Below are 26,508 nucleotides of genomic sequence, written 5' to 3'. Positions count from 1 at the left end.
GCCGGCGCGATACCCTGCGCGCAAGCAAGCGGAGGAAGCCCCATGCGGACGGATATCAAGCGCGTCGCGGTGATCGGCGCGGGAACGATCGGGGCGTCCTGGGCGGCGTATTTCCTCAGCCGAGGCCTTCCCGTGACGGCCAGCGACCCGTCGCCCGGCGCGCCCGACCTGGTCCGCCGGATGATCGACAATGCCTGGCCGATCCTGATGCGCCTGGGCGGCAGGCCGGATGCCGACCCTGCGGCCTGGACCTTCCACGCCGATCCGGTCGCCGCGCTGGCGGGTGCCGATTTCGTGCAGGAAAGCGCACCGGAACGCATCGAGATCAAGCAGGAGCTGCTGGCGCGCATCGACGCAGCGTTGCCGGCGGATGTGGTGATCGCGTCATCGACCTCGGGGCTGCTGGCCTCCCGCCTGTCGGAGCGCTGCGCGCATCCCGAACGGGTGGTGATCGGCCACCCCTTCAATCCGCCGCATCTGATCCCGCTGGTCGAGGTGGTGGGCGGCGCCAAGGGCAGCCCGGAGGCCGTCGCGGCGGCGATGGGCTTCTACCGCGCCATCGGCAAGCACCCGATCGAGATCCGCAAGGAGGTGCCGGGCCACCTGGCGAACCGCCTGCAGGCGGCGCTGTGGCGCGAAGCGGTGCATCTGGTCGCCGAAGGTGTCGCGAGTGTCGCCGATGTCGATGCCGCGATCAGCGAGGGCCCCGGCCTGCGCTGGGCGCTGATGGGGCCGCACACCACCTTCCACCTGGCAGGCGGAGAGGGCGGCATGGAAAACTTCCTGAAGCATCTGATGCCGGCGGTGACATCCTGGTGGCCGGATCTCGGTGACCCCAAGGTGGGTGCCGCCCTGCAGCAGATACTGGTGGACGGCGTGGCCGAGGGCACCGGCGGGGCGAGCACGACCGAACTGGCGCGCCGCCGCGACGAAGCCCTGGTGCGGATCCTGGAGGCGCGTGCCGCGTCTCAGCAGGCGCGCACGTAGTATCCGTCGTCGTCATGATAGGCGACGGCGCTGTAGCCGCGGCGCCGCGCCTCGGCGGCGACCTCATTGGCGCGGCGCATGGTCACGAAGGGGCCCGCCACCTGACAGCCGGCCTGGGCGGGCAGGACGAGGGAGACAGTCCTGACCTGCGCCGCATGGATGGCCGCGGCGGATGGCATGACGGCGAGCATGGCCATCAGGGCGGCGCTCGCGAACGGGGCGGGAAGCGATCGGGCATGGGGCATGCTGACCTCCGTGCGGCGTCGGGTCGCGCATCACGACTGCCAGCAGCCGCTCGCGGAACTATGCCGCCATCAAGTAGGATGCACGCCGGCGCAGCGGCTGTCCGTGAAACGGATCACAGCGCGTGCGTGCGGCTCAATCGCCGCGCAGCACGCCCGTCACCGCCCGGCCGCCGTAATACCGCATCGCGCCGGGATGCCATGGCAGCACGGTGTTGTGGATGAAGTTCGCCGGCACAGTCGCCGCGGCGGCGGGGTGGGCCTCCATCATCTCGGCGTGGTTGTCGAACACCGCGCGGACGATCTCGAAGGCAAGCGTCGGCGGCAGGGTGCGGTGCGCGACCGCCAGGTTGTAGAGCCCGACGGTTTCATACGGCGTCAGCAGGGACGGGTAGGTGCCCGCCGGTATCCGCGTCGCGCCAAGCTCGGGCGCGACCAGCCGCAGCCGGGTGACCTGTTCGCGCGACAGCGGCAGGTAGCGGATGGCGCGCCGCGCCTCCAGCGCCGCGATGGCCGGGAAGGGCGCGCCAGCGGCCACCGCGATGGCGTCGAACTCGCCGGCTGCGAAGCGCGTGGCGAGGTCCTCCCAACTGCCGAAGGCCGGCCGGATCTCAGCGCCAAGTGCGGCGAGCAGACGCGGTTCATAGACCGCACCCGTGCCGCCCTCCGGCCCGACCGCGACGAGGCGTCCGGTCAGCTCCGCGAAGGTCCGGATCGGTGAATCCCGCCGCAGCACGAAGTGGAAGGGCGTGTCGTACATGGCGAACAGCGCCTGCGCCGCGGTGTTGCGGGCTTCCAGCGCCGCACCCGTGGTGACGAAGGCGAGCTGCGCCGCCCCGCCATCGAGCAGGCGCAGATTCTCCGCCGGCCCACTCGACTCGCGGATCGACACGGCGATGCCGAGTTCGCGCGTCAGCACGCGGGCGAGCCCGAGGCCATAGGCATGGTAGGTGCCGCCAGGGGAAGCAGTGGCGATGCTGATCGCACCGGGCCAGTCGGGTTCGGCCGCACGCGCGGCGCGGCGCACCGGCAGCGCCGCGCCAGCCAGTGCGGCGAGGACAGCCCGGCGGGGCGTCATCCCGCCTGTCTTTCCTCGGCGACGACAAGCACCTCCTCGGGGGTGTCGGCTTCTGCCTCGGTCTCGCCGGCCAGCACGCGGTGCATCCGCGCGACGTCCAGCGCGCCTTCCCATTTCGCCACCACCACCGTCGCCACGCCGTTGCCGACCAGGTTGGTCAGCGCCCGCGCTTCCGACATGAAGCGATCGACGCCGAGGATCAGCGCGATGCTCGCCACCGGCACGGTGCCGAGCGAGGACAGCGTCGCCGCCAGCACGATGAATCCGGACCCGGTAACGCCGGCCGCGCCCTTGCTGGTCAGCAGCAGGATGCCGATCAGCCCGATCTCCTGCCCCAGGGACAGCGGGGTGTTGGTCGCCTGGGCGAGGAAGATCGCCGCCATGGTCAGGTAAATGCAGGTGCCGTCGAGGTTGAAGGAATAGCCGGTCGGGATCACCAACCCGACAACGGATTTCTCGCAGCCGATATTCTCCATCTTGGCCAGCATGCGCGGCAGCACCGTCTCGGACGAACTGGTGCCGAGCACGATCAGCAATTCCTCCTTGATATAGGCGATGAAGCGCAGGATGGAGAAGCCGCACAGCGCGCAGACGATGCCGAGCACGCCGAGCACGAACAGCAGGCAGGTGACGTAGAAGCCCGCCATCAGGGAACCGAGCTGCAGCAGCGTGCCGACGCCGTAGCGCCCGATGGTGAAGGCCATGGCGCCGAACGCGCCGAGCCAGGCCACCTTCATGATCATGCCGACGATCTTGAAGAACACATGCGCGATGGTGTCGATCAGGTGCAGCACGGGCTTGCCGTGCGATCCCAGCGCCTGCAGCGCGAAGGCGAACAGGATCGCCACCAGCAGGACCTGCAGGATCTCGCCTTCCGCGAAGGCGCCGACCACCGTGTTGGGAATGATATGCATCAGGAAGTCGACGGTGGATTGCTGCCCGGCGCGCGCGGTGTAGGTGGCGATGGCGCGGGTATCGAGCGCGGCCGGATCGACGTTCATCCCGGCGCCGGGCTTCCAGAGATTGACCACCACCAGGCCGATGATCAGGGCGACGGTGGTCATCACCTCGAAGTAGATCAGCGCCTTGATGCCGACGCGGCCGACCTTCTTCATGTCCTCCATGCTGGCGATGCCGTGCACCACGGTGCAGAAGATGATCGGCGCGATCAGCATCTTGATCAGCTTGATGAAGCCATCACCGAAGGGCTTCATCTCCACCGCGATGGCGGGCCAGAATTGGCCAAGCACCACGCCGACGAGGATCGCCGCCAGTACCTGCGCATAAAGATGTCGCCACCACGGGTGGTGCGCCGGTGGAGCAGATGCGGTGGCCGGGATTGCCATGCGTCGGTCACTCCTTGTCACCGCGGCGGCTCGCCGGGGTGTCACATCGGAGCGCAGGCCCGCCGGCGCGTCCCGGCGGCGTGTCGCATCTGCCGCGTCAGAGTCGGGCCATCGCTCCCGGACCGATCGCAGCACGGATCGGTCATGCGCTGGAAGCCGAAGTTTTGGGCATCCGCCAGGTCGTCCGACGCGCGGGGAGGCCGCCATTCATCTCGCAGTGCGGCAAGGTCCCTGAGCCACTGGCTGAGCGAGCCCCTTCATCCGGCCAGGCGCTACCGCCGCCCCCGCACCAGTCGCCCCGGCAGCGCGCCGGTCGCCTCCCCGTCGCGATAGGTCACCGACCCCGCCACCACCGTCGCGACATAGCCGCGTGCCCGTTGCAGCAGCCGTCGCCCACCGGCCGGCAGGTCCGCCACCATGCGCGGCGCATCGAGGCCAAGGGCCGCCAGGTCGAAGACGTTCACATCCGCCCGAAGGCCCGGCTTCAGTACGCCGCGATCCGACAGCCCCGCCGCCGCCGCGGTGTCCGAGGTCAGCCGCCGCACGATCTCGGGCAGGGCGAAGACCTGTTCCTTCGCGTCGCGTGCCCAATAGGCGAGCAGGAAGGTCGGGAATGACCCATCCGAGATGAAGCCAACATGCGCTCCGCCATCCGACAGCCCGGCGATGGCATTGGGATGGCGCAGGCATTCGGCGCTGGCGGACAGGGTGTAGTCCGCGAAATTGGTCAGCGGCGCAAAGATGAAGCCGGCCCCGTCATCGGCCGTCAGCAGGTCATAGGCGACCTCCTCCGGGCTGCACCCCTCGCGCCCCGCAATGGCGGCGATCGAGGCATCCTGCGGCGGCGCGTAGTCCGGCGGGTCGCCGAAGGGGAACATCCGCTCGAAGCCCAGCCGGGTGATCAGCGGAAAGTTCGACCCGGCGACGCGATCCTCCGACAGGATCGCTGCGCGCAGCGCCGGGTCGCGCATCGTCGCGGCCCGGGCGGGTGCGGGCAGATGCGCGACCGCCTTGTAGGATGCACAGCCCGAGAACGGGTTCTGGCTGCCCTGCAACCCCAGCAGGATGCCGATCGGCCGCGGCGGGAAAACCGGACGGATCGGCAGACCAGCGGCGGCGGCGGCATCGGACAGGCCGAGCAATTCCTTCCACGCCTCGGTCCGGTCATGCCGGGCGGTCAGCGAGAACACCGCCGGCTGGCCCGTTGCCTCGACGACGCGGCGCAGGATGGCGAATTCGGTCGCCGGGTCGGGCGTGTTCCAATCCGACACCATCTCCAGCATGCCGCCGCCACCGTCCCGCAGGCCGAGCGCGAGGCCGTGCAACTCCTCCTCCTGCGCGCGCAGCGTCGGCGACGGGTCGCCCTTCAGCGTCTTGTGGCTGATGGTCCGCGATGTCGAGACACCGAAGGCGCCGGCGCGCACCGCCTCGGCGGTCATCGCGCGCATCGCTGCGATATCGGCCTGGTTGGCGTTCTCCAGTGCCAGGCCGCGCTCGCCCATCACATGCACGCGCAGCGCGCCGTGCGGCAGCAGGGCGCAGATGTCGATGTCGCGCGCCTTGGCGTCCAGCGCGTCGAGGTATTCGGGAAAGGTCTCCCAGCGCCAGTCCAGCCCCTCATGCAGGATGGGGCCGGGAATGTCCTCCACGCCTTCCATCAGCTCGATCAGCTTGTCGCGGTCGGCCTCCCGGCATGGGGCGAAGCCGACGCCGCAATTGCCCATCACCGCCGTGGTCACGCCATGCCAGGCGGAGGGCGCAAGGTGGGAATCCCACACAGCCTGGCCGTCGTAATGGGTGTGGATGTCGACGAAGCCGGCGCTGACGATGCGGCCGCGGGCGTCGATCTCCTCGCGACCGGCCTCGGGCACGCGGCCGATGGCGGTGATGCGGCCGGCGTCGATGGCGATATCCGCCTCGAAGGCCGGCGCGCCGGTGCCATCGACCACCGTGCCGCCGCGGATCACCAGATCGGCCATGATGCTGTTCCCTATCCCTCTGGCGGGGAAGGCTAGGCTCCGCTGGCTTTCGGCTCAACCATGGGTCAGACCGCTTCAATCATAGGTGAAGCGTTCCTCGAGGATGCGCCGCGACGGCACGCCCAGCGCGGCAAGCCCGCCACGCACCTCCCGCATCATCGGCGGCGGGCCGCACAGCACGAAGACCCAGCCCTCCCGGGCAGCCCCTGCGCAACGCTGCGCGACAAGCGCGCGGTCGACCATGCCGCGCGCCCCGGACCAGCCGGATGGGGGCTCTTGCAGCACATGCTCGGTGGTCAGGTCGATCTCCTGCGCCATGGCATCCAGCTCGGCGCCCGCCAGGACCTGGCCCTGATGGCGATTGCCATACAGCAGCAGGAAGGGCCGCGGGTCCCGGCGCGCCCGCGCCGCCCGCAGGATCGACAGCAGCGGGGCGACGCCAACCCCGCCGCCGATAAGGCAGACCCCCGGCTCGCGCCGCCCGTCGATCGTCAGGTGCCCGTGCGGTCCATCGACGAAGGCGCGGGCGCCTGGGCGTAGCGCGCCGATGTCGTTGGTGAAGTCGCCGGCCTGCTTCACGAGGAAGGACAGCGACCCGTCGCCACCGGGAGCGGAGGCGATGGAGAAGGGATGCTCCCGCCGCGAAAGTGCCGGCCGGTCGAGCCGCAACCAGGCAAATTGTCCGGCCCTGAAGCGCAGACCTTCATGGCCGAGCGGTTCCAGCACCACCTCCCAGCAGCGTTCGGCGGCTGGTTGGACGGCGGCGACCCGCCAGGGGCGCCGGGCCAGGAGCAGCGGGCGAATGAGGTAGGTGGACGCCAGGGAGGCCCCCGCCAGCCCAGCCAGCACCGCCCAGCTCGCCGCCACCGCCGGCAATGCGCTGTAGCGCCCGCCCGTGAGCGCGTGGGCCAGACCCAGGCCCGCGACCAGCGCCGCACCCAGCCCATGCCCGAGCCGCCAGGCCTCATACCGCCAAGGCAGGGCGTCGCGGGCGATCGCCGTGATCGTCAGCACGCCGAGCCCGAGCCAGGCCAGCGCCCCGGTCGCCAGCATGACTGCACCGATCCCGAGCATTCCGGCCCGGGTCGGATCGCCCGGCCGGACGAATTGCGACGCATCGGGCAGGGTATAGAGGAAGGGGTGGACCAGCAGCCCCACGGTCAGGACCCGCGCCAGCAGTTGGTGCCAGCGCATCGTCCGGTCGATGCCGATCCGCCCGCTGATCATCCGGAACCGGCCCGACAGCAGGAATTCCGACAGCAGCGCCGCCGTCCCCGCCATGGCGAGGCCGCCGGCGAGTTCGTCCCGCCAGGGCCGCACAGGGCCGCCAAAGGCCCAGCCCAGGCCGAGCGGCGCGGCAATGGCCAGGGCCATGACCGTTATCAGCGCAATGGCAGGCATGGCATCCTTCCGGCCGCGTCTTCCCCCCGGGCCTGTAGCGCGGCATGCGGCCCGGCCGGCTTGACCTCGCGCAACCTTGCCCGTCCGTCGCGGCATGTTGGACCGCGGATTGCATCCAGTCGCGTATCCATGGGAAGCATCCCTTACTCCGGCCAGGCAGCACCATGTCCATTCACGTCGCCCTGACGCACCGCACCACCTATCGCTACGAGCGTCCCACCACCCTGGGGCCGCAGACGATCCGGCTGCGACCGGCCCCGCACAGCCGGACGCCGGTGATCTCCTATGCGCTTAAGGTCGAGCCGCAGCCCCACTTCCTGAACTGGCAGCAGGACCCGCAGGGCAATTTCCTGGCCCGAGTCGTGTTTCCGGAGCGGGTGACGCATTTCGACGTGACGGTGGACCTCGTCGCCGACATGGCGACGATCAACCCGTTCGACTTCTTCCTGGAACCCGAGGCCGAGAGCTGGCCCTTCGCCTATGACCCGGCGCTGGAACAGGAACTGGCCCCGTTCCGCCGCATCGACCCCTCGGGCGGGCCGCTGCTCGACGGGTTGCTGGCCGAGGTGCCGCGCACCGCGCCGAGCACCGTGGACATGCTGGTGGCCATCAACCAGATGGTCCAGTCGCGGATCGCCTATGTCGTGCGCATGGAGCCCGGTGTCTGGTCACCGGACAAGACGCTGGCGGAAGGCAAGGGGTCTTGCCGCGACAGCGCCTGGCTGCTGGTGCAACTGCTGCGCCGGCTCGGCTTCGCCGCCCGCTTCGTTTCCGGCTACCTGATCCAGCTGGTCGCCGACCAGAAGCCGGTCGAGGGCCCCGAAGGCCCGACCGCCGATTTCACCGACCTTCACGCCTGGGCCGAGGTCTATTTGCCCGGCGCCGGCTGGATCGGACTCGACGCCACGTCCGGGCTGATGACCGGGGAGGGGCATATCCCGCTGGCCGCAACGCCGGAACCGCAATCGGCCGCGGCGATCTCCGGCGGCCTGGAGCCGGTGAAGACTGAATTCGGCTTCGAGATGCACATCAGGCGCATCTTCGAGACGCCGCGCGTCACCAAACCCTACACCCCCGAGCAATGGGAGGCGATCCGCCAGTCCGGCGAGGCGGTGGACCGCAAGCTCAAGGCGCTGGGCATGCGCCTGACCATGGGCGGGGAGCCGACCTTCGTTGCCGCCTCCGACCGTGACGCGGCCGAATGGAACACCGATGCGCTGGGCCCGACCAAGCGCGCCTATGCCGGACGGCTGCTGCGCCGGCTGGTCAAGCTGTGGTCGCCAGGTTCGGCGCTGACCTACAACATGGGCAAGCACTATCCGGGCGAGCAGCTGCCGCGCTGGGCGCTGTATTCCCATTGGCGCGCGGACGGGGAGCCGGTTTGGTCCAACCCCACACTGCTGGCCTCCGACGACGACAAGGACAATGCGACGGCGGCCGACGCCGCCCGCTTCGGCCGGCTGCTCGCCGAGCGCCTGCAGGTGGATCCTGGCCTGGTGCAGGGCGCGCATGAGGACGTCCACTACTACCTGTGGAAGGAACAGCGCCTGCCGGCCAATGTGGTGGTCGAGGACGCGAAACTGGCCGATGAGCTGGAGCGCAAGCGCCTCGCCCGGGTCTTCGCGCAGGGGCTGTCGGCCGAGGTCGGCTCGGTGCTGCCGATCCGCCGCGTCATCCAGGATGGCGTGCGCCGCTGGCAGTCCGGCCGCTGGTTTGTCCGCGGCGAGCACATGTTCCTGATCCCGGGCGACAGCCCGATCGGGCTGCGCCTGCCGCTCGCCTCGCTGCCCTGGATGAGCCCCGAGGACGCCGCACGCTCGCAGGAATTCGAAGCCGATCCCTTCGCCTGGCGCGACGACCTGCCGCCGCACGCCGCGCTGATGGCGCAGCGGGCGATGCGCGCCCAGGTTCAGCCCGACAGCCTGGATCAGCGCGCGCTGCGCAGCCCGCGCCCCGGCGAGGGCACCGCCTCCTCCATCGAGGATTTCCGGCCGCAGCCGCAGGACATCCCCGTGGTGGGCGAGTCCGACCCCTCCGTGGTGCGCACGGCGCTCACCATCGAATCCCGCGACGGCAAGCTGCACATCTTCTTCCCGCCGCTGTTCGCGGCCGAGGACTGGCTGGAGATGATCGCCGCCGTCGAGGCCACGGCCGCCGAGATGGGCCGCAAGGTCGTGCTCGAAGGCTATCTGCCGCCATCCGATCCGCGGCTGCTGCATTTCTCCGTCACTCCGGATCCGGGCGTGATCGAGGTGAACATCCATCCCGCGACCAACTGGGACGACATCGTCACCCGCACGGGCCAGCTTTATGAGGAAGCCCGTCAGGAGGGTCTCGCCGCCGAGAAGTTCATGACCGATGGCCGTCATGTCGGCACCGGCGGCGGCAACCATGTGGTGATGGGCGGCGAGAAGGTCGCCGAAAGCCCCTTCCTGCGGCGGCCGGACCTGCTGAAGTCGCTGGTCGGCTTCTGGCACAATCATCCATCGCTGTCCTACCTGTTCAGCGGGCTGTTCATCGGCCCGACCAGCCAGCACCCGCGCATCGACGAGGCGCGGATGGATGCGATCCACGAATTGGAGATCGCCTTCTCCAAGGTGCATGCCTGGCAGGAAGTGCCGCCCTGGCTGACGGACCGGCTGTTCCGCAACCTGCTCGCGGACATGACCGGCAATACGCATCGCACGGAATTCTGCATCGACAAGATGTACGATCCGGGCAGCAGCAGCGGCCGCCGCGGCCTGGTCGAGTTCCGCGGCTTCGAGATGCCGCCGCATGCCGAGATGTCCACGGTGCAGATGCTGCTGATGCGCGCAGCCCTGGCCGCCTTCTGGGAGCGCCCCTACGAACGGCGGCTGGTGCGGTGGGGCACGCGGCTGAACGACCAGTTCATGCTGCCGCACTACGCCGAGCAGGATTTCCGCGACGCCATCGACGAGCTGCGCAACATGGGTGCGCCGATCGATGCCGACTGGTTTGCCCCGCACATGGCCTTCCGCTTCCCGGTGATCGGCGAGGTCACCGTGCGCGATGTCGGTCTCGAACTGCGCCATGCGCTGGAACCCTGGCATGTGCTGGCCGAGGACCAGGTCGCCGGCGGCACCGCGCGTTATGTCGATAGCAGCGCCGAGCGCGTCCAGGCGCGCGTGTCGAACTGGGTGCAGGACCGCCATCTGCTCGCGGTGAATGGCGTTGCCGTGCCGCTGCGCGCGACGGAACGGGCGGGCGAATACCTCGCCGGCATCCGCTTCAAGGCGTGGAATCCGCCGTCGTCGCTGCATCCGACGATCCGGCCGCAGACACCACTGGTGCTCGATGTGTTCGACCGCTGGACCGGACGAAGCCTGGGCGGGCTGACCTACCATGTCGTGCATCCGGGCGGGCGCAGCTACGACCGCTATCCGGTCAATGCCAATGAGGCCGAGGCGCGCCGACGCTCACGCTTCCAGCCCTTCGGCCACACGCCGAGCCCTATGGCGCCGCCCGAACCGCTGCCTGGCCTGGAACTGCCCGTCACCCTAGACCTCAGACGTCATGGCTGATCTTGGGGTCGTGCCGCCCATCGACGAGATGGTCGATGGGCGTGGCGGGGTGCGCGCCCATTGGCGCCAATTGCTCGGCATCATGGGGGGCATGGGGGAAGGCGCGTTGGCCGAGCGTGGCCGCAGGCTCGACCGCGCCTTCGAGGATGAGGGCATCGCCGGCGTATTGCCTGGCGCCAAGCGCGACGCCGCCTGGCGCTGCGACCCGCTGCCCATGGTCTTGCCGGCGACGGAATTCGCTGCCCTTGAAGCCGGCATCGTGCAGCGGGCCCGCCTGCTCGAAGCAATCCTCGCCGACCTGTATGGCCCGCAGGCGCTGTTGAGCGAGGGGCTGCTGCCGCCGGAACTGGTCTTCGCCAATCCGGGCTTCCTGCGCGCCTGCCACAGCCTGGGTGCACCGCCACAGCGCCCTCTGCTGCACCTGTATGCCGTCGACCTGCTGCGCGGGCCCGACGGGCAGTGGCGGGTGCTCGCCGACCGCACCTCGGCCCCGGCCGGGCCGGGAATGGCGCGGGAGAACCGCCGCCTGCTCGGCCGCGTGATGCCGGAAGCCTTCCGCGGCGCGCAGGTGCGATCCATGCGCCCGTTCTTCGACGTTTGGCAGGATGCCTTGCAGCGCCTTGCCCCGCCCGAAGTCGGCGACCCCGCCGTGGCCCTGCTGACCCGTGGGTCCCAGGCGCCGCGCTGGTTCGAGGACATGCTGCTGTCGCGCGAATTGTCCTGCGCGCTGGTCGAATGCGGCGACCTCACGGTGCGCGGCGGCGTACTGTACCTCAAGACGCTGCAGGGGCTGCAGCGAGTCGATGTGCTGCTGTCGCGCGTCGATGGCGCACGGCTGGACCCGCTGGAGATGACCGGGGCCGGCACCGCCGGCGTGCCCGGCCTGCTGGACGCGGCGCGCAACGGCGCCGTGCGCATCCTGAACGCGCCCGGCGCCGCCCTTGCCGAGGCGCCCGCGCTCGCCGCCTTCCTCCCCGCGCTGGCCGGACGGCTGCTCGGCGAGACGTTGGCGCTTCCCTCGGTCGAGACGCTTTGGCTCGGCACGTCCGGTGCCGCCGAGCGCGTCGCGCGGGAAGATGGTTGGCTGCTGCGCCGCGCCACCGACGGGTCGATGCCAGCCGCCTCCCAGGCCGAGGCCGTCGCCCGCGAGGCCCGTGACACCCCCGCGGCCTTTGCCGCGGTCCACGTGCCGCCGCCCTCCCTGGTGCCGTGCGTGACGGGCGATGGGCTCGAGCCGCACTCCCTGGTATTGCGCATGTTCGCGGTGTTCGACGGCATGGACTGGCGCGTCATGCCGGGTGGCCTCGCGCGGATCGGCCAGGCAGCCGCACTCGGCGGCGCGCTGCCGTCGCAGGGGCTGTCCAAGGATGTCTGGGTCATGGCCGACGAGGGCAGTGACATCATCGGTCCGGCCCCCGCCCATCTGCCGCCGCTGCCGATCCGCCGCATGCATGGCGCGCTGCCGTCGCGCGTTGCCGACAACCTGTTCTGGCTCGGCCGCTATACCGAAAGGCTGGAACGTGCCGCGCGGCTGGTGCGCGCGACCCAGGCGCGCATCTCCCGTGGCGTGGTGCTGCCGCGAGAAGCCGCTGAGGTCGCCGCCCTGGCGCGCTGCCTCGCCCATGCCGGCTTCACCGGAGCGGAGGAGGTGATCGGTTCCGCCGCTGCGCAGGGGCTGCCCAGCGTGATCGCCGCGGCGCTGCGCGAGGGCGGCGCGGTGACCATCCTGACCGACCGCATCGCCGCGCTGACGGCGATGGTGCGTGACCGGCTGACCGCCGACATGTACGCGACCTTTACCCTGACGCTGCGTGCGGCGCGGGCCGAGATCCAGCAGGCCGGCAGCAATCTCGACGCCATTGGCCGCGCCATGATCGCCGTGCTGCGCTTCGCCACCGCCGTCGCCGGCATCGCCGCCGAGAGCATGGTGCGCGGCGGTGCCTGGCTGTTCCTCGATCTCGGGCGGCGGGTGGAACGCGCGCAGGCGATCGCCTCGGAGGTCGGCTTCGCGCTCGATGAACCGCCCGCGCGGATCGAGGGCGGCATGCGCCTGATCCTGGAACTGTGCGACAGCGTCATCACCTATCGCAGCCGCTATCTGACCGTGTTGCAGCCGGCGCCCGTGCTCGACCTGGTGCTGGCGGACCCGTCCAATCCGCGCGCGCTCGCCTTCCAGCTCGAAGCCATCAGCCGCAACCTGTCGGAGGTTTCGACCGCCGATGACAGCGCGCTGCCGGATGAGGCGGCATCCCTGCTTGCCGAGGCGGAGGCGATCGTCAACCAACTGGTGGCTGCCCCCGACCAGGCGATCGCGGCCGCCGCCCTGCCGCCGCGGCTCGAGGCACTGGCGAACCGCATCGCGGCGCTGTCCGATGCGGTGACGCGGCGGTACTTCGCCCTGCTGCCGGCGACGCAGGCGCTGGGTCTGGAAGGCGCCGAGCCGGCGCTGCGCGGGGCGGCATGATCTACCGGCTGCGTCACGTCACCACCTATGCCTATGCGCATTCGGTCGATCTGGCCGCGCATCTGCTTCTGCTGACGCCACGGTCCCTACGATACCAGAACGTGGTGCGCAGCACGCTCGCGATCACGCCAACGCCATCGCACGTGACCGAGGCGGCGGACCATTTCGGCAATGCGGCGACGCGCGTCTTCCTGGACCTGCCGCATGAGCGCTTCGAGGTGATCGCCGAAGCGCTGGTCGAGGTGCGGTTTCCGGACCCGCCGGCACCGGCCCTGACGCCGCCCTGGGAGGATGTCGTCGCCACGGCGCGGCACGGTGAGGCCGCCGAGTTCGTCTTCCCGAGTCATCTCGCGCCGATCGTCGCCGCGGCGACGGGATATGCCGCGGCATCCTTTCCCGCCGGCCGGCCTGTGCTGGCCGGGTTGCTGGAATTGATGGGCCGGATCCGGCGCGACTTCACCTACAAGCCCGGCGTGACCGGCAACCACACCCAGGTGGTCGAGGTGCTGCGCGACCGGCGCGGGGTCTGCCAGGATTTCGCGCATGTGATGACGGCGGCGTTGCGCGGCCTGGGGCTGCCGGCGCGCTATGTCTCGGGGTATGTACGCACGCGCCCGCCGCCGGGCCGGGCGGCACGACGCGGCGCCGACCAGTCCCATGCCTGGGTCGAGGCCTGGATGGGAGAGGCGTATGGCTGGGTCGGGCTGGACCCCACCAACGATATCGTGGTGCGGGATGAGCATGTGGTGCTCGCCTGGGGGCGCGATTTCATCGATGTCAGCCCACTGAGCGGCGTCATCCTTGGCGGCGGCGACCACGGGTTGCGGGTGGGCGTGGATCTTGAGGAAGTGGTGACGGTCTGACGGGCCGCGCCCGTTGGTGTCGCGATCCACTGCGACCGCGCCGGACCATCCTCCGTTCCTGAGTTGCACCGGGAAAAGTAGGGCGGGTCGCTGCCCGGCCGGAATGCCTTGTGCTGTGCCACGCTTGCCCGGTCTCCGTGCAACGGCGTGCCAGGCCGCGCAGAGGCCAGCGGTATCACCGTTGACGCGAAACCGTCGCGAGATGACAGTCGCGCAACCCCGCGCGGAGATCTTCCATGAACGTCGTCAGCCCGCCCGCCGCATTGCGCGGCATCACCGAGGAAGAATGGCAGGTTCGTTGCGAACTCGCGGCGCTGTATCGCCTGGTCGCGCATTTCCGCATGACGGATTTCATCTACACCCATATCAGCGCGCGGCTGCCGGGGCCGGACCATCACTTCCTGATCAACAAGTATGGCGTGCTGTTTCATGAAATGCGCGCCTCGGATCTCGTGAAGATCGACCTCGACGGCAATGTCGTCGAGGAAGGCGCGGAATCGAAGCCGGTCAACGCCGCGGGCTTCACCATCCATTCCGCCATCCACATGGCGCGCGAGGATGCCGCCGTCGTCATCCACACCCATACCGAGGCCGGCATCGCGGTGTCCGCGCAGCGCCAGGGGCTGCTGCCGATCAGCCAGCATGCGCTGAAGTTCTATGGGCACCTTGCCTATCACGACTATGAGGGCATCGCGCTCGACCTCGATGAGCGCGACCGGCTGGTGAAGGATCTCGGCACGCATAATGCGATGATCCTGCGCAACCATGGCCTGCTGGTCTGCGGCCAGCATGTCGCCGAGGCGTTCCTCAACATCTACTACCTGGAACGCGCCTGCCAGGCGCAGATCTCCGCCATGTCGGGCGGTGCCGAGCTGGTGCTGCCGCCGGAATCCGTGCGCCAGCATACCGCCGGCCAGTTCAACCGGCCGAACAAGGGGCAGGACGGCTTCGCCATGGCGTGGACCGCGGCACTGCGGCTGATCGAAGATGGAAAGCCGGATTATCGTTCGTGACCGCTGACACGCTGATCGCCGGCGGCCGTATCTTCCGCGGCCTTGCCGGCGGGTTTACCGAGGCCGTCGCGCTGAAGGACGGCAAGGTTCTCGCCTTGGGCGAAGCGGCGCTCGCCGCGGCGGGGCAGGGCACGCGGCGGCTCGATCTCGCCGGCCGCATCGCCATCCCGGCCTTCAATGAAGCGCATATGCATCTGCTGCCCTATGGGCTTGGCCTTGCGCAGGTGAATCTGCGCGCCGAGGAAGTGCGCTCGCTGGATGAGGTGCTGAAGCGAATCTCGACGGCGGCCAAGGCGTCGCCCAAGGGGGCCTGGGTGCTCGGGCGCGGCTATGATCATGCCGAGCTCGATGTCGGGCGGCATCCAACGGCCGCGGAACTCGACGCAGCGGCGCCGGACAACCCCGTCTATATCGTCCGCACCTGCGGCCATATGGGTGTCGCCAACCATGCGGCGATGGCGCTGGCCGGCGTGGGCCACAACACGCCGGACCCGGAAGGCGGCGTGATCGAGCGCAAGGGCGGGTCGCTGACCGGCCTGTTCATGGAACGCGCGCAGCGCCTGGTGAAGGACGCCATGCCCGAGCCCGACCAGGCGCGCATGGTCGATGCCATCGAGGCGGCGTGCACGCGCCTGGCCTCGCTCGGCTTCGCCTCCGCCACCGACATGAATGTCGGCATGACGGCGGGCATGGCGGAAGTTGCGGCCTATGAGACGGCCAAATCCACGGGGCGGCTGCCGCTGCGCATGTGGCAGGTGCTGGCCGGCAATCCGGAAGGCATCGCGCAGGATGCCTGGGCGGCCGGGCTGCGCCCGATGCAGGGCGATGACAGCCTGCGCTGGGGCGCAGTGAAGGTGTTCGCTGATGGGTCCGCCGGCGGGCTGACCGCGGCGTTCTTCGAACCGTATCTCGCCAGCGCGGGCGGCGGCACCGGCGTCTTCACCTTCCCCGACGACAAGATCCACGCACTGCTGAAGCTGTATCACGAGCAGGGCTGGCAACTCGACATCCACGCCATCGGCGATGCGGCGATCGAGCAGGTGCTGCTCGGCATGGAAGCTGCCGACAGCGCAGGGCATCCCTTCGCCGATCGTCGCCATCGCATCGAACACTGCGGCTTCGTCACGCGCGACCAGCGGCGGCGGATGAAGGCGCGCGGTATCCTGCCGGTGCCGCAGCCCGTGTTCATGTACGAGTTCGGCGACCTGTACGTGAAGAACCTCGGCCATGCGCGGTCGGACCATGCCTATCCCATGAAGACCTGGCTGGAGGATGGCCACCATCCGGCGGCGTCGTCGGACTGCCCGGTCTCAACCGTCGATCCCTTCATCAACCTGTTCACCATGGCCACCCGCAAGACCAACAAGGGCACGGTGATGGGGCCGGAGGAGGCGCTGACCGTCACCGAGGCCATCCATTGCTACACCTGGTGCGGCGCCTACACCCAGTTTGCCGAGGATCGCCGTGGCACGCTGGAACCCGGCATGCAGGCCGATATCGCCGTGCTGTCCTCCGACATCTTCGACATCGCGCCCGAGGCGATCCTGACCACCCAGGCCGACATCACGCTGCGCGACGGCTTGCCGATCTTCGACCGTCACGGAGAGATGGCCGCCGCCGTCGCGGCGCAGTGACGCGACCATGCTGAGACACGCGCTGCACCGCCTGGTGCTCGCCATTCCCGTGATGTTCGGCGTGCTGCTGATCGGCTTCCTGCTGATGCAGGTGGTGCCGACCGATCCGGCGACGGTGCGCGCCGGGCCGACCGCCACGCCGGACGTGATCGCGGCGATCCGCGCCGACCTCGGACTGAACGAGCCGCTGTATGTGCAGTTCGGGCTTTATGTCTGGCGGTTGCTGCATGGGGACCTCGGTTCGTCGATCATCAACAATGTGTCGGTGGCGCAGGAACTCGGGACGACGATCGGGCCGACGCTGGAACTGATGTTCGCCAGCCTGTTCTGGTCGATCCCGCTCGGCATCCTGTTCGGCACGCTGGCGGGGTATTGGCGCGGATCGCTGATCGACCGCGCGATCATGGCGTTGTCGGTCGCCGGCGTGTCGGTGCCGGTGTTCTTCCTCGGCCTGGTGCTGATCTGGTTCGTCGGCTTCCAGTGGCAATGGCTGCCCTTCACGGGGCGCGGCGGGCCGCTGTGGACGATGGACGGCATCCTGTCGATCATCCTGCCGGCGGTCACACTCGGCGGCGTCTTCGTCGGCCCGGTCGCGCGCATGACGCGCACGGCGGTGCTGGACGTGCTGTCGGCCGACCATGTGCGCACGGCGCGCGCCAAGGGGTTGACCGAGGTGTTGGTGGTCCGGCGCCACGCGCTGCGTAACGCCATGGTGCCGGTGGTCACGCTGATCGGGTTGCAGATCGGCTTCCTGCTCGGTGGCGCGGTGGTGACGGAGACGGTGTTCTCCTGGCCCGGCGTGGGGCGACTCGCGGTCGGTGCGATCCTGTCCTCCGACTTCCCGATGGCGCAGGGCACCATCATCGTGCTGTCGATGGGCTTCATCGTGGTGAATTTGATCGTGGATGTGCTCTACGCCGCGCTCGATCCGCGGGTGCGCGGGGCATGAGCGCTTCGACCGAAACCGCCGAACCGATCGCCCCGCCGCGCCCGGGCATCCTGTCGCGGCTGATGCGCGAGCCGGGGGCGGCGATCTCGCTGATCCTGGTTGTGCTGCTGATCGGCGCGGCGGTCTTCGCGCCGTTGCTGGCGCCGACGGACCCTTACGACAACGACCTGGCGCTGGCGATGCAGCCGCCGGGCAGCGAGGGCCTGCCGCTCGGTGCCGACGCCCAGGGGCGGGACATGATCACGCGCCTGCTGTTCGGGCTGCGCGTTTCGCTGCTGATGGGGTTCGCGGCGGTGGCGCTGGGTGGCGGGCTGGGCGCGCTGCTCGGCTTCCTGGCGGCTTTCTATCACCGCTGGCTGGACGGGCCGATCATGCGGCTGGTCGATATCCTGCTGTCCTTCCCGGCAATCCTGGTCGGGCTTGCCATCGCGGCGATCTTCGGGCCGGGGATCTTCTCGGTCGTGCTGGCGCTGTCGGTCGCCACGGTGCCGCTGATGGCGCGCATCGTGCGCGGGTCGGCGATGGTGGTGATGCGGCTGGACTACATCGAGGCCGCGCGGGCGACAGGGATGTCCGATGCGCGGCTGATCTGGCGGCACCTGGCGCCCAACTGCCTGTCGGCGATCTTCGTCTTCGCCACGCTGCGCTTCGGGCAGGTGATCCTGCTGGGATCGGCGCTGTCCTTCCTCGGCCTCGGCGCGCAGCCGCCGGTGCCGGAACTCGGCGCCATGGCCTCCGAGGGGCGCAACTTCCTGTTCTTCGCACCCCACATCGCGGTGGTGCCCTGCGTGCTGATCTTCATCGTCGTGCTCGCCTTCAACGTCCTCGGGGACGCCTTGCGGGACGCGCTCGACCCCAGGCTTCGCGTTTGATCGGGAGAGATGGATTCATGAAGAAGACAATCGGGGCCGCGCTGCTCGCGCTGGCCGCGGCGATGCCGGTGGGCGATGCGCTCGCCCAGGCCGCCAACCCGCGCAACACGCTGGTCGTGCTGCGGGAGATCGACGCCGACAACTACGACCCGCCGCGTTCCACCGCGCGTGGTGCCGGCGAAGTCGTCTACATGATGACCGACACGCTGGTCGCGCTCGACTTCGACATGCAGACGGTCCGCCCGCTGCTGGCCGAACGCTGGGAGGTCAGCCCGGACGGCAAGACCTACACTTTCCATCTGCGCCGCGACGTCACCTTCTGCGACGGCCGCCCGATGACCGCCGATGACGTGGTCTATTCCATCAATCGCTGGATCGATCCCGCGACGCGCAGCCCGGTGCGCTGGCGCGCCGGCCCGGTGAAGGAAATCCGCGCGCGCGACCAGTTCACCGTTGAATACGAGCTGACGGAACCCTTCGGCGAGTTGTTGTACCAGCTGACGCTGTTCTTCGCGTCCATCGTCGATCGCAATTCGGTCGAGCGTCTGGGCCAGAATTTCGGCGTGCAGGGCTTCAACGGCACCGGGCCGTATTGCTGGGTGTCCTGGACGCCGCGGCAAGATCTCGTGCTGCAGCGCCACCCGACCTACAACTGGGGCCCTGCAGGCGTGTACCAGAATCCGTCGCCGCAGGTGGATCGCGTGATCTGGCGCGTGACGCCGGAAAGCCAGACGCGGCTGGCTGCACTGCAGACCGGCCAGGGTGACGTGACGCAGTACATTCCGGCGATCGCGGTGCAGCAGCTCCAGCGCGCGCCGAATGTCCGCATGTCCCAGCAGGCGAATTATTTCTGGGACCACTTCATGGGCTTCAAGGTGGACAAGCCCGTGGTCAGCGATCCGGCCGTGCGCCGCGCCATCAACATGGCGGTCAATCGCGACGCCATGGTGCGCGCCACCTGGTTCGGCACGGCGACGCCGGCCGATGCCTATCTGAATCCAGCGGTGACGGGCTTCGATGCCGAGGCAGCGCGCATGGTGCCGCGCTTCGACCAGGAAGGCGCGCGGCGGGTGCTGGATGAAGCCGGTTGGCGCATGGGCTCCGATGGCGTGCGCGTGAAGGACGGCCAACGCGCGACCTTCCTTGTCTACGGGCTGCAGACCCAGGCGGCGCAGCAATACCTCCAGGCGATGCAGGCGGATCTGCGGCGGGTGGGCATCGAGATGCGCATCCAGATGTGGGATGCGACGGTGGGCTGGGGGCGTTTGGCGACGCAGGAGTTCGATGCCTTCGTGATGTCCTATCCGTATGTGACGGCGACCGATGCGCTGGCGCTTTACTTCAACGGTGCCAATCGTCCGACGCCAAACCGCATGAACTGGAATGATCCGAACACCGACGCAGCGTTGCGTGAGGCGCTGACGGCGGTTGACCCCGCCGTGCGCACGGCGGCGATCGCCCGCGTCCAGCGCATCGTTTCCGAAGCCAATGTCTGGCTGCCGGTGGCGCGAGAGCAGCTGTGGCTGGCTGCATCAGCGCGGACCGAAGGCGTGCGGGCGCATGGCATCTACGGTGTTGGGCTCTACAAGGGTCTCGATATCCGGCTGACGCGCTGATCGAGAGGGAGGAAACGGCATGACCACAACGCTGATCAAGGCGGCGGAACTCGCCGTCGCCTGGGACGCCTCGGCGAAGTCGCACACCTATGCGCCGGACACCGACATCGCCTTCACCGACGGGGTGCTGACCTTCGTCGGGCGCGGTTATGAGGGCACGGCGGATACGGTGATCGAAGGCCGCGGCCTGATGGTCATGCCGGGCCTCGTGAACATCCACTCCCACCCGTCGAGCGAGCCCTTAAACAAGGGCTTCCTCGACGAGATCGGCTCGCCCGGCCTCTACAATTCTTCCCTCTACGAATACATGCCGATCTTCCGCGCCGATGCGGAGGCGGTGCCGAGCTGCGTGCGCGTGGCCCTGTCGGAGCTGCTGCTGTCCGGCGTCACCACGCTCGCCGACCTGTCCATGGCGCATCCGGGCTGGCTCGACCTTTTGGCCGAGGCCGGCATGCGCGTTTGCATCGCGCCGATGTTCCGGTCGGCGCGCTGGTTCACCAAGAACGGCCATGTCGTCGAATATGAATGGGACGAGAAGGCCGGCGAGAAGGCGATGGAGGAAGCCCTTCGCCTCGTCGAACGCGCCGAGCAGCATGAATCCGGCCGCCTGTTCGGCATGGTGGTGCCCGCGCAGATCGACACCTGCGCGGCCGGGCTGCTGAAGGAAAGCAACCAGGAAGCCAAGGCGCGCGGCCTGTCCTGGCAGATTCACGCCGCGCAATCGGTCGTGGAATTCCACGAGATCACTCGGCGCCACGGCATGACGCCGATCGGCTGGCTTGATTCCATGGGGCTGCTCGGGGAACGCTCGATCATCGGGCATGGCATCTTCCTCGATGACCATCCGTCGACGCCCTGGCACACCAAGAACGACCTGAACCGGCTGGCCGAGACCGGCACCACCGTCGCCCACTGCCCGACCGTCTTCGCGCGGCGCGGCATCGCGATGAAGGATATCGGCCGCTACATCCGCCGCGGCGTGAACATGGGCATCGGCACCGATACCTATCCGCACAACATGCTGGATGAGATGCGCCTCGCCGCGCATATCGCGCGCACCCAGGCGAACGACCCGCGCACCATGACCACGACCGACCTGTTCAATGCCGCGACGATTGGTGGCGCGCGGGCGCTGGGGCGCGACGACATCGGCCGCCTCGCGGTCGGCTGCAAGGCGGATTTCTCGCTGGTGGACATCACCCATCCGATGATCCGTCCGGCCTATGATCCGCTGCGCAGCCTGATCTATTCGGCGGGGGATCGCGCGCTGAAGGCCGTCTTCGTCGACGGCAACAAGGTCGTCGAGGATGGCGAGGTGCTGACCATGGATTACCGCCAGGCCGCCGCGCATCTGCATGAGGCGCAGAAGCGCATCGTCGGCGGCGTGCCGGATCGCGACTGGGCGCATCGCAGCGCGGAGAAGATCGCACCGCCCACGTTCTATTGGTCGTGATGGGGGTGTCGCTTGCCGGTGGACGGACGGAGAGGGGCCTTGCCCCTCTTCGGACCTCACCCCACCAAAGGCCAGGGGGCCTTTGGAATGCCGAATCCTGGCGCCCGGCAGCAGGGTCGCGCCCTTGCCGGCGCCGCGCCCGCATCCCGCCGCGGAATCCCGCGGTCCAGGGGCCCGATGGCCCCTGGCGGGGAGGTTTGGAAGGGCAGCGCCCCTCCAATCGCCGCGCCGCCAGGGCAGGCGCCGCATGACCGACCTCCTCAACATCACCGGCCTGCGCACCGTCTTCCGCACCCATGGCGGGGAGATCGCCGCGGTGGACGGCGTGGACCTGTCCGTCCCGCGTGGCCGCACGCTTGGCATCGTCGGTGAATCCGGCTGCGGCAAATCCGTGCTGTCGCTGTCGGTGATGCGCCTCGTCGCCCATCCCGGGCGGGTTGCGGCGGGCTCCGTTATGCTCGATGGCCGCGACCTGCTGAAACTGTCGAACGCCGACATGCGCGACGTGCGCGGCAGCCAGGTTGCGATGATCTTCCAGGAGCCGATGACCAGCCTGAACCCGGTCCATACGGTCGGCTTCCAGATCACCGAGGCGATGCGCGCCCATGACATGGGTGCCTCCAACGCCGAATTGCGCGACCGCGCGATCGAGGCATTGAAGCGCGTGCGCATCCCCGCGCCGGAACGCCGCTTCGACGAATACCCGCACCAGCTTTCAGGCGGGATGCGCCAGCGCGTGATGATCGCCATGGCGCTTGCCTGCCAGCCGAAGCTGCTGATCGCCGATGAACCGACGACGGCGCTTGACGTGACGGTGCAGGCGCAGATCCTCGACCTGCTGCGCGACCTGCAACAGGAAACGGGGATGTCGATCATCCTGATCACTCACGACCTCGGCGTGGTGGCGGAGATGGCCGATGAAGTCGCGGTGATGTATGCCGGCCGCGTGGTCGAACGCGCGCCAGCCGGCGCGTTGTTCGCCGACCCGATGCATCCCTATACGCTCGGCCTGCTCGGTTCTGTGCCGCGCCTCGATGAGGAGCGCGAGACCCTGCTCGCCATCGAGGGTTCCGTGCCGCCGCCCTTCGCCCTGCCCAAGGGCTGCCGCTTCCATCCGCGCTGCCCTTTCGCCGCAGCCGAATGCAAGTCGGAACAGCCGCCGCTGCGCATGCTCGCCGATGGCCACCAGGCCGCCTGCCTGCGCGCCCCCGTCGAGGCCTTCGCCGCATGAGCGAGACGCTGCTGGAGGTCACCGGCCTCGCCAAGCACTACCCGGTCCGCGAAGGTCTGATCCTGGCGAAGCAGGTCGGTGTGGTGCGCGCCGTCGATGGCGTGTCCTTCACCGTGAAGCGTGGTGAGACGTTGGCGCTGGTCGGCGAATCCGGCTGCGGCAAATCCACCACCGCGCGGCTGGTATTGCGGCTGATCGAACCTTCCGCCGGCACCATCAATTTCGAGGGCGTGGACGTCACGCGCATCACGGGCGCGGCGCAGCGCGCGATGCGCCGGCGTATGCAGATCGTCTTCCAGGATCCCTACGCCAGCCTGAACCCGCGGCTGACGGTGGCGGACACTATCGCCGAGCCGATGATCGTGCACGGCATCGGCGATGCCGCATCACGCCGCAAGCGCGTCGAGGAACTGCTCGGCCTGGTGGGGCTGCGCGCCTTTCATGCGCAGCGCTACCCGCATGAATTCTCCGGCGGACAGCGCCAGCGCATCGGCATCGCGCGCGCATTATCGGTGCAGCCGGACCTCGTTGTTTGCGACGAGCCGGTATCCGCGCTGGATGTCTCGATCCAGGCGCAGGTGGTGAACCTGCTGAAGGATCTGCAACGGCGCTTCGGGCTGGCCTATCTGTTCATCGCGCACGACCTTGCGGTGGTGAAGCACGTCGCCGATCGGGTGGCGGTGATGTATCTCGGCCAGATCGTCGAAACCGCGCCGAAGGCCGACCTCTTTTCCAGCCCACGCCATCCCTATACGCGCGCGCTGCTCGCCGCGATCCCGCATCCCGACCCGCAGCGGCGCGGTCAGGTGAAACCGCTCGGCGGCGACGTGCCGAGCCCGATGAACCCGCCCCCCGGCTGCCGCTTCCACACGCGCTGCCCCTTTGCCCAGGATCGCTGCCGGACGGAAGCGCCGGCACTGCGCCGCATGGCCGAAGGGCACGACGCTGCCTGCCATTTCGCCGAGACACTGCCGCCGGCCGGGCTCGATTTCACCGGCGGGCTGTCGGAAATCGCGGCGAGGCGGCTCGCCCTCTACGCCCGCGCCCGCGCGGCGTGATCGAGGCTCTGCCCGCCCGCTCGTTGGTGACCGGGACATCGCCGATCGGCTGGGTGCCGAGGAATCACGCCCCACGTTGAAGGGGCGTCATCACCGCTTCGGGTGGTTCCACGTCCGGACATAACTGCTCAAGATGCGACGCCGCAGCAGGGAGCAGCAGACATGGCCGATATCCTCGTCGTCGGAGCAGGTCCGGTCGGGTTGACCATGGCCATCGAGCTTGCGCGCCATGGCGTGCGCTGCCGGATCATCGACAAGGCGGACAGCCCTTCGCCCTATTGCCGCGCCATCGGCGTCACGCCGCGTACCCTCGAATTGTGGGAAGGCATGGGCATCGCGCGGGAGGCGATCGATGCCGGGCTGTGGATCACCGGCATGCGCTCGGTCATCACCGGCCATCCGCCCTTCGATGCGCTGCGCGACCTGTCGGACCTGCCCTATTCCGGTCTCGGCATTCCGCAATACGAGACGGAGCGCGTGCTGACGCGCCACCTCGCGGGCCAGGGCCTCGCCATCGAACGCGGCATCACGTTCGACGCGCTGCAACAGGATGCCGAGGGCGTCACGGTCAGCCTGAACGGCCAATCGCAGCGTTTTGCCCATGTCATCGGCTGCGATGGTGCGCACAGCGCCGTGCGCCGCGCCCTCGGCATCGCCTTCGAGGGCGAGGCCATGCCGATGAGCTTCATGCTCGGCGACGTACACATGGCGATGGACCTGCCCTATGGCATGGCACTGCGTGCCGTGCGGCTGCGGGAAGATGCGCCGCCCGATATCTTCGTCGCAGTGCCGCTGCCCGAGCCCGGCCGCTATCGCGTCTCGATGATCGCACCGGACAGCCTCGCCGCCGGCGCCACTGGCGACCACGGTATCCAGGCGGAGATCAAGGGCCCGGACCTCGCCGCGTTGCAGGCCGTGGCGGATGACCTGCTGCCAGACAGGCCGGTGCTGTCGGACCTCCGCTGGTCGTCGATCTTCCGTATCAGCATGCGCCTCGCGGCACGGTATCGCGAGGGGCGCGTCTTCATCGCCGGCGATGCCGCGCATATCCATCCGCCGACCGGCGGGCAGGGGATGAACACCGGCATCCAGGACGCCTGCAACCTGGCCTGGAAGCTCGCCGCCGTGTTGGCAGGCCGTGCGCCGGCCGCGCTGCTCGACAGCTACGAGGCCGAACGGCGGCCGGTCGGGGCGGATGTGGTGGCGCGGACTCTGGCGGCTTCGGTGAACTTCGGGCGCGAGGGTGGGGCGAAGCCGGACCGTCTTGAAGATACCCAGGTGCTGGTGAACTACCGCGACAGCGCCTGGGTGCGCGATGACGGCGGTGCGGAGGGTCCGCGGGCCGGCGACCGGGCGCCGGATGCCGGCGGGCTGCGGCGGCACGGTGTCGGTTTCCCGCTGCGGCTTTTCGACATGCTGCGCGGCACGGAACCCGTGCTGCTCGTGCATCTGCGAGCAGGGACAGCGCCGGCGTCGCTGGATGCCGTGCCGCGACTGGCCGGGCTGCGGCTGGTCGTGATCGCCGACGACACCCTGGGGGATCGCTACGGCATGGCCATGCTGCAGGATGCCGAGGGTGCCTTCGCCGCCGCCTATGGCAAAAGCGGCGCCTGGCTGGTGCGGCCGGACGGCTATGTCGCGTGGCGAGGCCCCTCGGCGGTGCACCCGGGTCTGACAGAATTGCTCGGGCGCGTCCTTGGCCTTGCCTGACATGGCGGCTGACGTGGTTTGACAAGACGGCGGTGCGCTACCGACACTGACCGCAAGCAAACCCGGAGGAACCAGCATGTCCCGCGCGGCATCCGCGAACCTGCAGCGACGATCCCTGCTCACCGGTGCGGCGGCGCTGCTCGCCATGCCGGCACTGGCGCAGGCGCCCTGGCCGAACCGCCCGGTGCGCATCCTGGTCGGGTTTCCCGCGGGCGGGACGACGGACATACTGGGGCGGATCGCCGGGCAGATCCTGCAGGATTCGCTCGGCCAGCCCGTGGTGATCGAGAACCGCCCCGGCGCCGGTTCCAACATTGCCGCGCAGGCCGTGCTGCGCAGCCCGGCGGATGGCTACACGCTGCTGCTGGGCTCGCCCGGCACCAACGCGATCAACCCGCATCTCTATGCCAATGCCGGCTTCGATCCGCTGAAGGATTTCCTGCCAATCGGCCAGATCGCGGAAGTGCCGAACCTGATCGCGGCACATCCCGGCGTCGGCGCGCGCGATGCGGCGGCGCTGATCACGCTCGCGAAGCAGCGCACGCTGTCCTATGGCGAGACGAGCATCGGCGGATCAACGCATCTCGCCGCCGAGCTGTTCCGCCTGATGGGCGGGTTCGAGGCGACGCATGTGTCCTATCGCGGCTCCTCGCCAATGATGGTGGACCTGCTGCCTGGCCGCATCGATTTCGGCTGCGACAACCTGCCCTCGATCATGCCGCATATCCGCTCCGGCGCTCTGGTGGCGATCGGCGTCACCTCGGCCGAACGCTGGCCGGCGAACCCCGACATTCCCGCTATTGCCGAGACGCTGCCGGGCTACGAAGTCACCGCCTGGTTCGGCCTGGTGGCACCGCGCGGCACGCCGCCGGAGATCATTGCGCGCGTCAACGCCGCGCTGCGCGCCGGGCTGGAAAAGCCGGAGACGGTGTCGCGCATGGCCGAGCTCGGCGCGCGGCCGCTGCCCGGCACGCCTGAGGTCTATCAGGCACGCAATGAACGTGAATTCGTCCGGCTCGGCGACCTGATCCGCCGCGTCGGCATCCGCGCGGAATAGAAGGAGGCACACC

General features: G+C 69.2%; 19 protein-coding genes. 14 read left to right on the top strand and 5 right to left on the bottom strand.

All coding sequences use genetic code 11. The annotated features are described in order from the left end of the window. The first annotated feature begins 42 nt into the window (after positions 1-42). Entirely contained in the window at positions 43-987 is a 945-nt protein-coding gene (locus AAFN86_RS08230) for a 3-hydroxyacyl-CoA dehydrogenase NAD-binding domain-containing protein (protein WP_347542805.1), read from the top strand. Here the strand turns inward: AAFN86_RS08230 and AAFN86_RS08225 are convergent. The 5 genes from AAFN86_RS08225 to AAFN86_RS08205 form a co-directional block, all read right to left on the bottom strand. Beyond that, positions 969-1,232 carry a hypothetical protein gene (locus AAFN86_RS08225; protein ID WP_347542804.1) on the bottom strand — a complete coding sequence of 88 codons (264 nt, stop codon included), beginning with the start codon at positions 1,230-1,232 and terminating at the stop codon, positions 969-971. The genes AAFN86_RS08230 and AAFN86_RS08225 overlap by 19 nt on opposite strands. Before the next feature lie 133 nt (positions 1,233-1,365). Next, on the bottom strand, positions 1,366-2,307 hold the full coding sequence (locus AAFN86_RS08220) for a TAXI family TRAP transporter solute-binding subunit (protein ID WP_347542803.1): 942 nt from the start codon (positions 2,305-2,307) through the stop codon (positions 1,366-1,368). After that, positions 2,304-3,653 (bottom strand): dicarboxylate/amino acid:cation symporter, encoded by a 1,350-nt coding sequence (locus AAFN86_RS08215; RefSeq protein WP_347542802.1) that lies wholly within the window; start codon positions 3,651-3,653, stop codon positions 2,304-2,306. Before AAFN86_RS08215 ends, AAFN86_RS08220 begins: the two co-directional genes overlap by 4 nt. A gap of 272 nt (positions 3,654-3,925) precedes the next feature. Further along, positions 3,926-5,632, bottom strand: a complete 1,707-nt coding sequence (locus AAFN86_RS08210) for an amidohydrolase family protein (RefSeq protein ID WP_347542801.1) — start codon at positions 5,630-5,632, stop codon at positions 3,926-3,928. Between the two features lie 75 nt (positions 5,633-5,707). Further along, complete coding sequence (locus AAFN86_RS08205) at positions 5,708-7,033, bottom strand: ferredoxin reductase family protein (RefSeq protein ID WP_347542800.1); 1,326 nt, start codon at positions 7,031-7,033, stop codon at positions 5,708-5,710. A 164-nt stretch (positions 7,034-7,197) separates the two neighbouring features. Between AAFN86_RS08205 and AAFN86_RS08200 the strand changes: the two genes are divergently transcribed. The 13 genes from AAFN86_RS08200 (at position 7,198) to AAFN86_RS08140 (ending at position 26,495) form a co-directional block, all read left to right on the top strand. After that, complete coding sequence (locus tag AAFN86_RS08200) at positions 7,198-10,575, top strand: transglutaminase family protein (RefSeq protein ID WP_347542799.1); 3,378 nt, start codon at positions 7,198-7,200, stop codon at positions 10,573-10,575. Continuing rightward, positions 10,568-13,039, top strand: a complete 2,472-nt coding sequence (locus AAFN86_RS08195; RefSeq protein WP_347542798.1) for a circularly permuted type 2 ATP-grasp protein — start codon at positions 10,568-10,570, stop codon at positions 13,037-13,039. Before AAFN86_RS08200 ends, AAFN86_RS08195 begins: the two co-directional genes overlap by 8 nt. Continuing rightward, positions 13,036-13,902: a transglutaminase family protein gene (locus AAFN86_RS08190; protein WP_347542797.1), complete on the top strand. Its 867-nt coding sequence runs from the start codon at positions 13,036-13,038 to the stop codon at positions 13,900-13,902. The genes AAFN86_RS08195 and AAFN86_RS08190 overlap by 4 nt, the downstream gene beginning before the upstream one ends. Positions 13,903-14,138: 236 nt before the next feature. Then, positions 14,139-14,915, top strand: coding sequence for a class II aldolase/adducin family protein (locus tag AAFN86_RS08185; RefSeq protein ID WP_347542796.1), 777 nt, complete (start codon positions 14,139-14,141; stop codon positions 14,913-14,915). After that, the gene (locus tag AAFN86_RS08180; RefSeq protein ID WP_347542795.1) at positions 14,912-16,549 is read left to right on the top strand and encodes an amidohydrolase; all 1,638 of its coding nucleotides are present in this window, start codon (positions 14,912-14,914) and stop codon (positions 16,547-16,549) included. Before AAFN86_RS08185 ends, AAFN86_RS08180 begins: the two co-directional genes overlap by 4 nt. 7 nt (positions 16,550-16,556) lie before the next feature. After that, positions 16,557-17,498 (top strand): ABC transporter permease, encoded by a 942-nt coding sequence (locus AAFN86_RS08175; RefSeq protein WP_347542794.1) that lies wholly within the window; start codon positions 16,557-16,559, stop codon positions 17,496-17,498. After that, positions 17,495-18,370, top strand: coding sequence for an ABC transporter permease (locus AAFN86_RS08170; protein WP_347542793.1), 876 nt, complete (start codon positions 17,495-17,497; stop codon positions 18,368-18,370). The genes AAFN86_RS08175 and AAFN86_RS08170 overlap by 4 nt, the downstream gene beginning before the upstream one ends. A 17-nt stretch (positions 18,371-18,387) precedes the next feature. Then, positions 18,388-19,986 carry an ABC transporter substrate-binding protein gene (locus tag AAFN86_RS08165; RefSeq protein WP_347542792.1) on the top strand — a complete coding sequence of 533 codons (1,599 nt, stop codon included), beginning with the start codon at positions 18,388-18,390 and terminating at the stop codon, positions 19,984-19,986. Positions 19,987-20,005: 19 nt separating this feature from the next. Then, positions 20,006-21,439, top strand: coding sequence for an amidohydrolase family protein (locus tag AAFN86_RS08160; protein WP_347542791.1), 1,434 nt, complete (start codon positions 20,006-20,008; stop codon positions 21,437-21,439). 247 nt (positions 21,440-21,686) lie between these two features. Beyond that, positions 21,687-22,670, top strand: a complete 984-nt coding sequence (locus AAFN86_RS08155; RefSeq protein WP_347542790.1) for an ABC transporter ATP-binding protein — start codon at positions 21,687-21,689, stop codon at positions 22,668-22,670. After that, entirely contained in the window at positions 22,667-23,728 is a 1,062-nt protein-coding gene (locus AAFN86_RS08150; protein WP_347542789.1) for a dipeptide ABC transporter ATP-binding protein, read from the top strand. Before AAFN86_RS08155 ends, AAFN86_RS08150 begins: the two co-directional genes overlap by 4 nt. A gap of 162 nt (positions 23,729-23,890) precedes the next feature. After that, positions 23,891-25,438: an FAD-dependent monooxygenase gene (locus tag AAFN86_RS08145; RefSeq protein ID WP_347542788.1), complete on the top strand. Its 1,548-nt coding sequence runs from the start codon at positions 23,891-23,893 to the stop codon at positions 25,436-25,438. A gap of 76 nt (positions 25,439-25,514) precedes the next feature. Continuing rightward, on the top strand, positions 25,515-26,495 hold the full coding sequence (locus tag AAFN86_RS08140; protein WP_347542787.1) for a tripartite tricarboxylate transporter substrate binding protein: 981 nt from the start codon (positions 25,515-25,517) through the stop codon (positions 26,493-26,495). Positions 26,496-26,508: the final 13 nt, after the last annotated feature.

Origin of the sequence: Roseomonas sp. CAU 1739 (genome assembly GCF_039839775.1) — a bacterium.
GTDB lineage: Bacteria > Pseudomonadota > Alphaproteobacteria > Acetobacterales > Acetobacteraceae > Neoroseomonas.
This window is presented reverse-complemented; position numbering and strand designations above follow the sequence as displayed.